11 protein-coding genes are annotated in these 13,848 nt (G+C 56.6%); 4 read left to right on the forward strand and 7 right to left on the reverse strand.

Annotated elements, in window-relative coordinates; genetic code table 11:
• Position 1: 1 nt before the first annotated feature.
• The 3 genes from HX869_RS10950 to HX869_RS10960 all read left to right on the forward strand — a co-directional run bounded on the left by HX869_RS10950 (position 2) and on the right by HX869_RS10960 (position 4,352).
• Positions 2 to 1,297 carry a restriction endonuclease subunit S gene (locus HX869_RS10950; RefSeq protein WP_178903075.1) on the forward strand — a complete coding sequence of 432 codons (1,296 nt, stop codon included), beginning with the start codon at positions 2 to 4 and terminating at the stop codon, positions 1,295 to 1,297.
• Positions 1,298 to 1,300: 3 nt separating this feature from the next.
• Positions 1,301 to 2,443 carry an AAA family ATPase gene (locus tag HX869_RS10955; protein ID WP_178903076.1) on the forward strand — a complete coding sequence of 381 codons (1,143 nt, stop codon included), beginning with the start codon at positions 1,301 to 1,303 and terminating at the stop codon, positions 2,441 to 2,443.
• Between the two features lie 277 nt (positions 2,444 to 2,720).
• Positions 2,721 to 4,352, forward strand: coding sequence for a type I restriction-modification system subunit M (locus HX869_RS10960; protein WP_178903077.1), 1,632 nt, complete (start codon positions 2,721 to 2,723; stop codon positions 4,350 to 4,352).
• Between the two features lie 1,129 nt (positions 4,353 to 5,481).
• Here the strand turns inward: HX869_RS10960 and HX869_RS10965 are convergent.
• From HX869_RS10965 to HX869_RS10990, 6 genes are all read right to left on the reverse strand, one after another.
• The gene (locus HX869_RS10965; protein ID WP_177040708.1) at positions 5,482 to 6,081 is read right to left on the reverse strand and encodes a hypothetical protein; all 600 of its coding nucleotides are present in this window, start codon (positions 6,079 to 6,081) and stop codon (positions 5,482 to 5,484) included.
• Positions 6,078 to 6,638 carry an RNA polymerase sigma factor gene (locus HX869_RS10970; RefSeq protein WP_003218160.1) on the reverse strand — a complete coding sequence of 187 codons (561 nt, stop codon included), beginning with the start codon at positions 6,636 to 6,638 and terminating at the stop codon, positions 6,078 to 6,080. The genes HX869_RS10965 and HX869_RS10970 overlap by 4 nt, the downstream gene beginning before the upstream one ends.
• A 26-nt stretch (positions 6,639 to 6,664) precedes the next feature.
• Entirely contained in the window at positions 6,665 to 8,326 is a 1,662-nt protein-coding gene (locus HX869_RS10975) for a VWA domain-containing protein (protein WP_178903078.1), read from the reverse strand.
• Between the two features lie 74 nt (positions 8,327 to 8,400).
• A complete protein-coding gene (locus HX869_RS10980; protein ID WP_008433680.1) occupies positions 8,401 to 8,994 on the reverse strand; it encodes a hypothetical protein in 594 nt (197 codons plus the stop codon).
• 88 nt (positions 8,995 to 9,082) lie between these two features.
• Positions 9,083 to 11,671 carry an autotransporter domain-containing protein gene (locus tag HX869_RS10985; RefSeq protein ID WP_178903079.1) on the reverse strand — a complete coding sequence of 863 codons (2,589 nt, stop codon included), beginning with the start codon at positions 11,669 to 11,671 and terminating at the stop codon, positions 9,083 to 9,085.
• Positions 11,672 to 12,020: 349 nt separating this feature from the next.
• The gene (locus HX869_RS10990) at positions 12,021 to 12,713 is read right to left on the reverse strand and encodes a hypothetical protein (RefSeq protein ID WP_102367864.1); all 693 of its coding nucleotides are present in this window, start codon (positions 12,711 to 12,713) and stop codon (positions 12,021 to 12,023) included.
• A 390-nt stretch (positions 12,714 to 13,103) separates the two neighbouring features.
• Between HX869_RS10990 and HX869_RS10995 the strand changes: the two genes are divergently transcribed.
• On the forward strand, positions 13,104 to 13,361 hold the full coding sequence (locus HX869_RS10995) for a hypothetical protein (RefSeq protein WP_008433674.1): 258 nt from the start codon (positions 13,104 to 13,106) through the stop codon (positions 13,359 to 13,361).
• 50 nt (positions 13,362 to 13,411) lie between these two features.
• Here HX869_RS10995 and HX869_RS11000 read toward each other — a convergent pair whose 3' ends face one another.
• On the reverse strand, positions 13,412 to 13,801 hold the full coding sequence (locus HX869_RS11000) for a hypothetical protein (RefSeq protein WP_178903080.1): 390 nt from the start codon (positions 13,799 to 13,801) through the stop codon (positions 13,412 to 13,414).
• Positions 13,802 to 13,848: the final 47 nt, after the last annotated feature.

A 13,848-nucleotide genomic window follows, 5' to 3' on the forward strand; every position in this document is an offset into this window, starting at 1 on the left:
AATGCTGAAAGAAGATAAGACAACGGTTGTCCCGAAGCTGCGGTTTCCGGAGTTTCGCGGGATCACTGAATGGAAAAGTAAACGTATGGACGCGCTGTACTCGTTCAGACGGAACAATGCTTTATCCCGTGACAAACTGAACTATGAGCACGGCATAGCAAAGAACATTCACTACGGAGATATTCACACGCAGTTTTCAACGCTGTTTGATATCACCAAAGAACGCGTGCCTTACATCAATGGCACCGAAACGATACCGGATGCCAAATCCGATGATTACTGTATCAAAGGCGACATCATCTTCGCTGATGCATCAGAAGACATGAAGGATGTTGGAAAGGCCATTGAAGTCGTTCGTTTAGACGGACAATTATTGCTTGCGGGACAACATACGATTCTCGCGCGCCAAAACAATCATGAACTCGTCGTTGGTTTTGGTGGTTATGTTTTCCAGTCGGCACTAGTTCGCGCCCAAATCCAGAAAGAAGCCCAAGGGACAAAAGTCTACGCGATATCGTCAACTCGATTGGCGCACATCAAAATTGCCTACCCAGGTGATGAGGGCGAGCAACAGAAAATCGCTGACTGCTTAATGTCGCTGGACGAGCTAATTTCCGCTCAAAACCAGAAAATCGAATCCTTGAAGAAATACAAACGAAGCCTGATGCAGCAGATCCTTCCCCGTGAAGGCGAAACACTTCCTCGCCTCCGCTTTTCTGAGTTCCGAGATGCGCAGGAATGGAAAAAAGTAAAAGCCGGAAACCTTTTTGCCAATCGCAGTGAGAGGGGTGACGCCTCGTTGCCCATCTACTCGGTAACGATGACGGATGGACTCGTGAAGCGCGCCTCGCTGAATCGCCGGATTGACGATATTGCAGAAGCTAGAGGCAACAAAAAGGTATATCGGTTCGATATTTCCTACAACATGATGCGCATGTGGCAGGGAGCATGTGGGATTGCGTATGAGGACTGCATGGTCAGTCCTGCATACGTAGTGCTCTCACCGCAATCGGACGTGCACTCACCGTTCTACGGCTACCTCTTCAAGTTGCCGCACATGCAGCAACTGTTCACTTCTCACTCTCGCGGCCTCACGGAAGATCGCTTACGGTTGTATTACCAAGACTTCAGCAGCATACCTTTGCCTCAGCCTGATATTAAGGAGCAGGAGCACATTGCTAATTGCCTGATAGCCTTGGATGCTCGAATCAATACTGAATCTGAGGGGCTGGCAGTGTTGCAAACTCACAAGAGTGGCCTGATGCAGCAGCTCTTCCCGTCGCTAGAAAGAGACTGAAATATGTATGGGGTGACTTACTTAAATTTGCCTTGGATGGCAGAGCATTTGCGCGAAGAGTTACGCACAAAGAAGCCAATCTTAATTTATGCCTATAATGGTACGGGCAAGACACGCCTTTCGACGGCATTTAAAGATTTGGGTAAGCAAATCAATAAAAACGGCGAGGTGACCAAGCGCGACACTCTTTATTTTAATGCATTTACTGAAGATTTATTTACTTGGGATAACGACCTAGAAAATGATCGTCAGCGAGTGCTGGAGCTCAACACAGAGTCAAATTTTTTCAACGGACTCAGCGAACTTGAGATGGAAGTCAAGATTGCAAAGTTCTTGGAGCGCTATGCCGATTACAGCTTTTACATAGATTATGACCGCCGTACTCAGGACCGCTCGGACAACACGGAGAAAAAACTACCTCCAGCGGTAATGTTTTTCAGAGAACGAGATATAAACGGTGACCCTATCGCGATAAAGGTATCTCGTGGCGAAGAAAACATCTTTGTCTGGTGTTTTTTTCTTGCCATAGTGCAACTCGTGTTGGATAAAGCAGAGGCTTATAAGTGGGTGCGTTATATCTACATAGATGATCCGATATCGTCGCTTGATGAAGGTAACGCGGTCATGGTCGCGCATCATCTCGCTCAAATGCTGAAAGATCCTCCGGAGCCATTGCGAGTGGTTGTTTCTTCGCACCATGTATTATTCTTCAATGTGTTGTGCAACGAGGTGGGTAAGTCACGAAAGTACTTTCTGACGCGAGAGCCGCAAGGTCGAGGTTTTACCGTGCAGGAAACGGATAGCACCCCGTTTCTCTATCATCTGTCTTCACTGGTGGAGTTGCATAAGGCAGAGCGTTCGGGCGCGCTGTATACGCATCACTTCAACAAGATGCGTCGCTTGATGGAACAGACGGCATCTTTCTTTGGCTATAGCAAATGGGAAGAATGCATCAAGCCAGATACCGATGATCCAAACCAGACAGCAGCATACAAGCGAGTGATCGATCTGATGAGCCACGGCGATTACTCGCTGTATGAGGCAAAAGAAATGATGCCGGAAAACAAGGAACACCTCAGCAGAGCTCTGCGGCAGTTCATCAGCAAACATCCCTTTAGCCCAGTACTCTTTGACAGCGCAACGTGAGCGAGCTGATCCTGCACATCACCGACTACGCGCGTAGCCAGATAAAGCTGCGAGTCAGTTCCCATGAGCTTTGGGTCCCAGAACGTGGACCAAACCTTCAGCAGCAACGGTTTTCCGGTGCTCACCCATGCTGTCAAGGTGAGCGCGCGCAAACGGGACGCGCTGCCACCTCGCTTAATTTCGACTATGACCCGCGCCGCAAACAGGGGAGGCACGTCGCGCAAGACGGCGCCGAACCCAAGGCACTGGAAAACACACTCAAGAAACGACCCAGACCATGACCGAACAAGACCAGAAACAACTAGGTAAAACCCTCTGGGCAATTGCCGACCAATTGCGCGGGGCGATGAATGCCGACGACTTCCGCGATTACATGCTGTCCTTCCTCTTCCTGCGTTATCTCTCGGACAACTATGAGCAGGCCGCCAAGCGTGAGCTTGGGCCGGATTATCCAAACGTGTCGCTCGACGTAATGGAACGGACCGAGGCAACGACGCCACTTCAGATCTGGTACGAAGATAACCCCGACGACGTGGAGGCGTTCGAGAAGCAGATGCGCCGCAAGGTGCACTACGTGATCGAGCCTGACTACCTATGGGGCAACATCATTTACCTGGCCAAGACGCAGAGCCCCATACTGCTCGACACGCTGCAAAGGGGATTCAAGTTCATCGAGAACGAGTCTTTCCAGAGCAACTTCCAGGGCTTGTTTTCAGAGATCAACCTTGCGTCAGACAAGCTGGGCCGTCAGTACTCTGAACGCAACGATAAGCTGTGCTCTATCATCTCGGAGCTGGCGCGTGGCATGTCGCTATTCTCCACCGACACCGACACACTGGGCGACGCCTATGAGTACCTGATCGGGCAGTTCGCGGCAGGTTCGGGCAAGAAGGCGGGTGAGTTTTATACACCGCAGCAGGTCTCGAACATTCTGTCGGCCATCGTCACACTCGACGGCCAGGCGCCCGAGACAGGCCCTCGCAAGAAGCTAGAAAGTGTGTTCGACTTTGCCTGTGGCTCTGGCTCACTACTGCTGAATATCCGGCACCGCATGAAGGATGCGGGCGGCAGCATTGGCAAGATTTATGGGCAGGAATACAACGTCACCACCTACAACCTGGCACGTATGAACATGCTGTTGCACGGTGTGAAGGACACCGAATTTGAGATCTACCACGGCGATACGCTGATCAATGCCTGGGACTTCCTGCGCGAGACCAATCCGGCGAAAAAGCCGCAGTTTGATGCGGTGGTGGCTAATCCACCGTTCAGCTATCGATGGGATCCGAGTGACACTATCAGCGAGGACATGCGATTCAAAAATCACGGCGTGGCACCCAAGAGCGCGGCGGATTTCGCTTTTCTGCTACACGGGCTGCACTATCTGAAGGATGACGGTGTGATGGCCATCATCCTGCCTCACGGCGTGCTGTTTCGTGGTGGTGCGGAAGAACGTATTCGTCGCAAGCTTCTGCAAGATGGGCATATCGATACCGTAATTGGGCTGCCAGCTAACCTGTTTTATTCAACAGGCATCCCGGTCTGCATCTTGGTGCTGAAAAAGTGCAAAAGGTCGGACGATGTACTGTTTATTAACGCGGCCGAGCACTTCGAGAAGGGCAAGCGACAGAACCAGTTGGCAGACCGGCATGTAGAGAAGATTATCGAAACCTACACGCAACGCCCCACGGAAGTGCCGCGCTATGCGCGACGGGTAAGCATGCAGGAAATCGAGAAGAACGGGTTCAATCTGAATGTCTCTCGCTACGTCAACACGGCAGTGGCCGATGAAGAGATAGACCTGTCGGTCGTACGTGCCGAGCTTGTAGCACTGGATCAAAAGATCAAGGTTGCCACCCATAAACATAATGAGTTCCTTAAGGAACTTGGGCTGCCCCCCCTACCCTAGGGCTCTTAGGTTTCAGATCAGTACCACCCGCGGCAGTATGGTCCGCACGAGCTTGTACGGCGGGTTCAAATATCTGTAACAAAGTTTGAACCCAATACACCACCGCTCCATTGCCACAAGATACCGCTGAAAGGCAGTGAGTAGTTTTCCGCGATCTTGACGTTCAAGCAGGTGCAAAAAATGCCTACCGGCCTTTGTCACAGGCTTGAGGTCAAGACATTGCACGGCCTTTCAACGTGGATGATCCCGAATTGGTCGATAGAGCCATATCCGAATTTGCCGCTTTCTGCCCTTCAGTACGGCCTACTATGGGTTAATCACGTCAATCAGGTGTGTGGAGATGTTTTGCTACTGATCGAAATGCCACAAATTTGCCACACTCGCCCCACTAAACGAGGCGAAAACCCGCTAACCCCAGCTAACACAACCCATTGATTTCCCAGCTAATCCCCGCTAACGTATTGATTCTAAACGTCGACTTTTAGGACTCCGAAGGCAGGGGTCGTGGGTTCGAATCCCGCCGGGTGCACCAGATACAGATGAAAAAGCCCCAGGTCGAAAGGCCTGGGGCTTTTTTTGTGGGCGCAAGATAAGGAGGAAGATGCAAATAAAGTAGCAGTTTTCTGGCTGACCATAAGTTCCTCGAACAGCAAAGTGAAAGCCCGAGTGACGCCACACATAGAAGGGCGGGCGCTTGCATCGATTTCAAGCTGGAGGAACTCGCACATGCCTAAAGTGATGCACCAATGATCCAGGGTTACCCTAAGCCTTGGCAGAGCTACCAGGACCAACTTGAGATATTGATAGCCCGCGGAATGATCGCTACAGAGCGATCTAAAGCCTCACTCACCAATTGATGAATATCATCAATCCGTCATCAAGCTGGGGACGACGGCTGAAAGCACTATTGGAGAATGACTTTCCAGACTTGTCCCACCTTGATCTGAATTTGGAGGGCATGGGAGTGGATCACCACTGGCAGGAGCGCGATTGGTAATCGAAAAAATCAAGGCAATAAAAAACCCCTGAGCAATTGCTGCACCGAAGCGCATCAACCGACAGGGGCCGTGTTGCGAATGATTATAAAGGCCGGAAGTCTCTCGTCAACCACCGGCTGGCGACCTCCACCTCAAGGATTTTTCAACGCCTCCAACCGCGCCGGCAGATCCTCCTTGGGAAAGCGCTTATGCAACTCCAACAGCTTCTCATCCGCCGCCTTCGCCTCTCCCGCCTGCCGCAACCGCAGGATCTCCTGCAGCCCTTGCTCCAATGGCGGCAGCACAACAGCCGAGCGCTTGCTCATCTTCGCCACCGGCTCATCCGCCAGCGAACCCGCGACTTCTGCCTGCACCTGCGGCGCACTGTCAGCCTGCGGAGCCACGGAGAATCGAGCCATCGGCGCGGCAGCCGGGGCCGGGCGGGCCAGTTCCTGCGGGGCGGCCGCGTAAGTGCCTGTGGATAACTCCGGCTGCGGCACCGGCGAGCGCGTGACCAAACCAATCATCAGGGCCACACCCGCGACGGTGGCAAACGCCATCTGCCAGCGCGGCCGTTGGCAGGCCTGTAACCAACGCTGCCACAGGCCGGGTTGCCGCACCGGTGCTTCACGGTGGGCGGTGGCCAGGATGAAGGCGTCCAGGGAAGCCGGCGGCTCGCCGCTGGTGTGTTGACGGAAATGCTCGATCAGCAGCTCGTCGTTCGAGTCCTGGGTATGTCGGGGGTCAGTCATGCGGGTACCTCCTCGGCCAGCAGTCGGCGCAGTTTCTGCTGGGCGTAACGCAAGCGGCTTTTTACCGTTTCCAGTGGGGCGCCGGTGAGCGCGGCGATTTGTGGCACTTCCAGCTCGCCATGCAGGCGCAGCAGGAACACTTCGCGCTGATCTTCGGGCAAGTCTTGCAACGCGCTGTCCAAGCGCGCCTGGTCGCGACTCAGGCTCAGCAGTTGCTCAGGCCCGGCGCTGTCGTCGGGCTGGCCGTGAAGCTGCTCATCGTAGCTGTCGTGCAGCGGGTTGTGGATGCCGTGTTTGCGCCAGTGGTCGATCAGGCGGTTGCGGGCAATCTGGAATAACCAGGTGCGAAAACTCGCCCGGCCCTGTGGCTCGCTGGTGCTGCGGATCAGGCTGAGCCAGGTGTCCTGGAACACTTCCTCGGCCAGTTCGGCCTTGTTGCTCAAGGACACCAGAAAACGGTACAGGCCCTGTCGATGCCGCGCATACAGGGCCTCGAACGCTGCACCGTCGCCGCTGCGGTAGCGGGACAGCAGGGCTTCGTCGCTGGGTGAATCCATCAGGTGGCGCACTCCTTTGAGGTGGATCAGTGTCTGGCCGGGGCCTGGAGGCTCTGGGCCAATTCGACCAGTTGCACAAATTCGCCGCGCAAACCAAAAGGGTCGTCGCCCCGTGCGGAACGGGCCAGTGCGGCCGTGTCCTTGATACTCATGCTGCCAGTGTAGCGGCCATCACCCTTGAGTTGCTGGGCGAAGGCGGCCACGGCAGCAGAGAAGCGCAGGTCGTCGCTGGGTTTGCCGATCTGCTGGTTGCTGATCGGGTGTTCGATCAGTCGGCTGTTGCCGCCTTCCGCTGGTTTGTAGCGTACCCGCAACATCGCCAGCTCATCAGTTTTACCGTCAGCCTTGGTTGCCGATGCGTAGCGCAGTGGCTCCAGCCAGCCCTGTTCACCCTTCGGGACAATTTCATACAACGCGGTCACCGTGTGCCCGGCACCGATTTCTCCGGCGTCGACCTTGTCGTTGTTGAAATCCTCACGCTTCAGGGCGCGGTTTTCATAGCCGAGCAATCGGTATTCGCTGACCTGCGCCGGATTGAATTCCACTTGCAGCTTCACATCCCGGGCCACCACAGCGAGGGTCGAGCTGAGCTGGTCCACCAGCACTTTGCGGGCTTCGCGCAGGTTGTCGATGTAGGCGTAGTTGCCATCACCGGCATCGGCCAATTGTTCCATCAGGTGTTCGTTGTAGTTATCCACACCAAAGCCGAGGGTGGTCAGGGACACGCCGCTTTTGCGCTGGTCGACCGCCATTTGCTTGAGGCTGTCGAAGTCGCTCACGCCTACGTTGAAGTCACCGTCGGTGGCCAGCAGGATGCGGTTGATGCCTTTGTCGATAAACCCTTCGCGGGCCATTTGGTAGGCCATTTCGATCCCCGACGCGCCTGCGGTGGAGCCGCCGGCGGTGAGTTGGTCGATGGCATTGCGGATCGTGGTTTTGTCGCGGCCCGAGGTGGGCTTGAGCACCACCCGCGATTCGCCGGCGTAGACCACCAGCGAGACGCGGTCCTGGTCACGCAATTGGTCCACCAACAGTTTCAGGGTGCTCTTGACCAGCGGCAGGCCTTCGCGGCGATTCATCGAGCCGGATACGTCCACCAGGAACACCAGGTTAGCCGGAGCCAGGTCCGCCACGGCGTGGTCCGAGGCCTTGATGCCGATGCGCAACAGCCGGCTGTGAGGGTTCCACGGCGACGGTGCCACTTCAGTGGTCACGCCAAAGGGCGAGCCGTCGGTGGGCAAGGCGTAGTCATAAGGGAAGTAATTGACCATCTCCTCAAGTCGCACAGCACCTTCGGGCGGCAGGCTGCCTTGATTAAGGAAACGTCGTACGTTGGCATAGCTGCCGGTGTCGACATCGACGCTGAAGGTGGAGACCGGTGTTTCGGCAACGCTGCGGATCGGGTTGTCCGGGAGGTTCTGATATTGCTCCCGAGGCTCGGTCTGGTATTGCATGGCGATCGAGTCGTTCATGACCAATCGCGACGCCATCGGTGCAGGCGCAACCATCCGCTTGACCATGGCCCCCTGGACGCTGGCGGGCTCACTTTGCACCTCCACGACAGGCGCCGACTCAGCGGGCTTGGCCACGTCACGGGATGAAGAGAGCCCACACCCGGCAAGCGCCACCAGCAGGGTCACGGTGAAGCCTTGGGCGGCAGGGCGTAACAGCAGAAGAGGACGGGACATGGGCTGAACCTCGTGAATGAATGATCCGTTCACAAGGTCAGACGCAAGGGGCTGGCGATTCGGGTTAAAGCAACTTAGAGCGACGGAATATTTCCCGTCGCTGCCACAGTCGCCACCGGGACACGCTCGTTAGGCGCAGTTACGTCATACACATGCTGCTCACAGCCCTTCCCGATAATCACGAATTCCACCAGGTAAACCTTTTGCTTCTCAGGCTTGAAGGTCGAACTCATGGGGCCGCACTCATACACATAGGTTTTGACGAGGCCGACATAGTTGGCGTTGTAGACCCGTGACTCGCCGATCACTTCAAAGGGCTGCCCCGGGTCAGCCTGCACTTCCAACTGCGGGAAGCGTTTGGCGACGGCGCTGTTGCCCACTTCGTTCATCTTGGCGATCCAGCCGAATACCTTGCCACGGCCGGAATCCACCACCGTCCCGAGGATTTCCGGACGCTGATCTGCATCGGAACTACGGCGTACGGAGAACTGCACCGGATAGGTAAAACCGGTTGCCTTCATGATGACCTTGGCGTGTTCGGCGTCCACCTCGACCTTTTTCTGCTGCAACTGGACGCCGTCCGTCAGCAGGCTTGGCGAGGAGTTCCTGGCAGTGGAGTGGCAGCCGGCCAAGACCAGGGCGAGGATTAAGAGTGAGGTCTTTTTCATGGGTTACTTCCTTGAGCACATTTAAAAGTCTGGCTCGGGCTACGTGGGAGAACCGCAGCCCGATGCCGTTTTCTATCGGCCGTAATACTTAAAACGCGTACCGCGCCTTGAGCATGACCCCATCGGCATCAAAACCACTGCGGGCCTGGCGGGTGTAGCTGGCACCCACGGTAAAGTCCGACACCTGGTAGTTCACGCCGACACTGGCTTCATAGCTGTCACGCGCCACCGAAGCGCCGGTGACGGTGAACGCAGAACCGCCGAGCACATAGCTGGAGGTTTGTGCGACGCGATCACCCATCAGGTCGTGATACGCCATCAAGGTTGCTTCCGGCTGCAAGCTACCGGCACCCATGGGCAAGTTGCCCGCCAAGCGCACACCAGCGCCCAGCTCGCCCACTTCATAGCGTTGCGACTGGGTGCTCAGCGCGGCCGAGGAGCCCTTCTCGTTGAAACCGTCCATGCGCACGTTGGCGTAACGCGCTGCCACGCGCGGCTCGATCACCACGGCCTGCGACGGCTTGAAGCTGTAGCCGCCGATCACACTGGCAGACAGCACATTGCTGTCGTAACTGCCCTTGGCTGTGGTGCCGGCGATATGGCGTTTGCTGTCGTTGTCGTTATGGCCATAGCTGAGGCTGCCGTCGACAAACCAGTTTTGCAGCGACCAGTTGCCGTACAGCGACAGCGCATGGCCCTCCACATCGGTCTTGTTGCCGAGGTCGGAATGGATGTTGGAGTTAAGGTAGCTGTACGCCACGCCCAACGTGGTGGTGTCGTTCAAGCGCCCGTCCACACCCACGGCCATGCCGCTGCTGTTGGCCGAGTAGCCGTTGTTGCCGCCACGCCCGTCCTGGTCCATGTTGCTGCTCAGGCCCTGCACCCACACGCCGCCGGTTTGATGGCTTTCGCGCTGGTCGGTGAGGCGGTTGAAGATCGCGCCGTTGACCACGGTCTGGCCCGACAACGCCACGTCCAGGGCGCCGCGATTGACGTCCGGCTTGAGTTGTTCGCTGACCTGCGCAAGCTGCTGTGCTGTGCCGGCGTCAGCCAGGGTTTGGAACACTGGGTCGTTCTGATTGAGTCCGCTCAGTACGTCGTTTTTAAAGGTGTTCACCGCCGTCGCTGACGCAGCGCCGGCGCCCACCGCGGCGAGCTCCTGCTGCAATTGCTGGTTGTCTTTAACCGCCACCACGGCCTTGACCGTTTGCGCGTCGGCCGAGTAGCTCAGCACGTTCAGCAGAGAGGACGAGCTGGCCACAGACAGGCCATTGTCTTGCACGCTGGTGGCTTGCAACAGGGTGTACTGAGTGCCGTTGTTGGTGCTGGCGAAGTCGCCCGGCTTGGCGCTCACGGTCAGCTTCGAAGCCTGGGCGAAATTCGCTGCACCGTTGACAGTCAGGTACGGCGTTGTCGGCACTACGCTGTCGGCCAGGTGCATATCAATACCTGCGCCGCTAGCAATGTTGAGGTTGCCAGTGATCGCAGTACCGGGCGCCGACAGGTTCAGCGAGCCCGAGTTGACCGATACCGGCGCGATGATGCGGCTGCCGGTGAAATCGGCCTGGCCTGCGACATTCACCGCGCTCAAGTTGAGCAGGTCGCCGGTGATTTTGCCGCCGGTCCAATTCAGCGTGGCAAGGTTGGCGGCGTCGATGGCGATGCCGGCGTTACTGCGGATTTCGCCGGCTTGCTGGTTGATCTCGAACGCCGAGGTCTGGTCCGCGGCATCTACATGAATGGCTGTACCATCGGCGCTGATCGTGCCGCGGTTAACGATGCCGCGCGCGCCGGTCGCGCTGTTCTGGGCAAAGGTTGCCCCGGCAAACTCGAAGGCATTGGCGTTGGTGCCCGTGGCCTCGACGGTGCCGGTGTTGAGGATGTAGTCGACCTTACCGTTTAGAAACATCACCGTCTTGGCGTCATTGCCGTTGGCAGAAAGCAGGCCGCTGTTTTCGATGCGCAGAGGGTTGGTGTCGGTTTCCACCTCGATGCCCCAGGCGCCCTCGCCCGTCGCCTTGAGCGTGCCGGCGTTGAGGATTTTGCCGCCGACGGTGGTCCCCAGATTGTTCTGACGGTCGAGGATCAGGCCGATGGCGTAATCACCGTTCATGTCGATCACACCGGTGTTCGAGACGTCGCCGGCGATGGTGGTGCCATGCAGGTAAATGCCTTCGCCGCCATCCACGTAGGAAGGTGAAGCCGGCGGCGTCAGGGGCAGCGTGGAACGGATGGTGCCGGAGTTGATGACACTTCCACCGATGGTCGTCGCGCCGATCTCAAGCCCCTCGTAACCCCCATTTTTCATAAGAATGTTGCCCGCCTGGACCACGTCCCCGGTGACAGTTCCCGGGCTCAGGTTCTGCGGGCCCGACCAGAAAAGCGGGTCCAGGGCAATCGCACGGATGGCGGCGCCCTGGGAATCCAGAGTGATGTCGGCACGGTTGATCAACGAACCCTGGATAGTGGTGTTGGCCACACCCAGTCCGGCAGGGTTGGTGGTGGTCGGCACCACTACTTCGGAGAACGTCCCGTTGATAATCAATGACTCATTAAAGGTCTCGCCGACCCAAATGTTCTTGCCCTGCCCCAGGTCGAACTCCACGGCCAGCGCTTGCGAACTGATTGCGCCGACCATGAGTGCCAACAGGTTTTTCTGGAACTGCTTACGCTTCATTTCAAACTCCATGAACTACATTAAAAGCCGCCAATAGGCCCGGCGGCAGTAGGTGTACTAAGCGAGGGATCAATTGATCCGAATGCATTCCCCCAGGGTGCCTTCCTGAAACGCAGGCGCGCGCCTGTGCACCACAGCGGGCGGTGACAGAAAAGAGACTTGGGGGGCGAGGTTCACATTAATCCTTAATGTCATTTGAAAACGCTGCAGTCCATGCAGCCCGACCGGTTGCGGGTGGGCGGGGTAAAGACACTGGGATATACAAAATGTTCAAGGTGCTCGGCGGGTTCTATCAAACTGCTCGCGTCAGGATCAGCCACCGCAAGCCACGCGGCGACCTCTCGCTGGTCTACTTGAGCTCCTTCACCAGATAACTCCCGGAGATCTGCGTGATACCCGTCAACGCGCGGCGCAACGCCTCAGGATCAGTGCGATAAGTGAGCGGCGTGTAACCGTAGACATTCTGGCCATTGAACGGCGTGATCGACTCCACCGTGCGCCAGAGCATCTCGTCGCCACGGTCCATGCGCGCCACCACGGTTAGCGTCGGGTAGACCACGCTGCTGAAACCCTGGGTCAGGCGAAAGCCCCACTCGCCTACCGTCAGTTGAATCTGCGCATCGGCCGGCTCGTCGTCACCCACCACTTTGAGCGATGACGTCTTACCCAAGGCATCGATAAAGGCCTGCTTGAGCAACACGCCCAAGTCGATATTTTCGGCGTCCATCACCGTGAGGATCGCGGCCGGCGTCGACATCTCGGCCAGTTGCCCTGCCTTCATGCCGGCGGCAAACCCCGCGCCGCTCAAGGCCGCCGTGCCCAGCTTGGACGCGCCGCTGGCCATGCCGACGCCCGCACCAAGCCCGGCGCCCAGGGCCGCACCCCAGGCTTGTTCACGGCCCATGTAGACCATGTTCTTTTCCCACTTTACGGGCAGCACTTTGACCGTCTTGACCTGTGCGCGATGCTCGGGCGTGAGGGGCTGGCTGACGCAGCCGCCGAGGATGAGGGTGGAGAGGAGAATCAGGAGAAGGTTTTTCACATCAGTCCTTTAATGTTGGTGGTGGGTGGATGCGTTTAATCATCGCCAGGGTGTCGGCAATGGGGGTGAAGACATGAGGCATTGGGAGTGGGCCAGTACTTTGCTGCCTTGCGTGGGTTTGGGTGCGGGCTTATAGTCCGGGCCGTCGCCCACATGGCGATTCAGGTTTGGCGACCTGACAACAGAGCGCAAAAGCATCCCGCTTCTATGCAGGTGTTTTTGCACCCGCAAAGCTGTGCATGATATGGCGGCTGTGCGCGGGAGACCTTCGGGTCTGCCGGTTTTCTCTGTTGCCGGTTCGCCAACCTGCGTACGGCCGCCACCCATTCGTTTGGCGACGAATGAGTGGTGGCTTAATCCACCAACAGAGTACTGACAATGAATCGATACATGCCCCTCACGGGCCACGACTGCACCGTCCCCGCCCTGCTTATCGACACCCATGCGCCCCTCGATGTCCTCCACGACGCCGCCGTGTACCGGATTCGCGCCGTCACCCAACTGCTGGAAAACCTGGCCTTCCGCGACCAACTCAGCAGCGATGCTGTGGTGCTTCAAGACTTCGCCCAATTGCTGGCGATTCCGCTGCGCGATGGGTGTGATTTGCTGGATGTCATCAGTCGCAGACTCAATACCGATCCATCCTGAGTAAAAGCCGGGCGGCCTGGGTGCCGCCCCTTTAACTCGGTTAAACAACCTCACTTACCATGAAGCAAAACTTTTAAAGCATCTTTAGAAACGCACACTATGCGTGCCCACTCTTCTTTTTCCAAATACTCTTTATCAGAAAGATCAGGACCATACTTATCAAAAAGCGCGTCAATAGCTTGAACCACGTCCTCGATGGCTCTAGCTTCCTGATCATTTTTCAAAACTAGCCCTATCCAAGTGTATGCATTTTCAGCGAGCCCTGTATCGTCATATAAAAAATGTATTGTGTAATCAAGTTCATCATAAGCTAAATTCGGCGATGAACGTTCTACCCAGGCACCGAACTGGTAATCTGAGTCCGACAAACCTGCCAGATAGGAAACCAGCTTCTCTCTCATACTCGGAAATTTTAACTCGGAGAGTTCCAAGTTTTCCATTTTTTATACTCACTCTGGGCAAAGGGGACGGATTTATTTAATTGACC

The sequence above is a fragment of the Pseudomonas sp. P7779 genome (assembly GCF_013386315.1).
In the GTDB taxonomy this organism is placed as follows: domain Bacteria; phylum Pseudomonadota; class Gammaproteobacteria; order Pseudomonadales; family Pseudomonadaceae; genus Aquipseudomonas.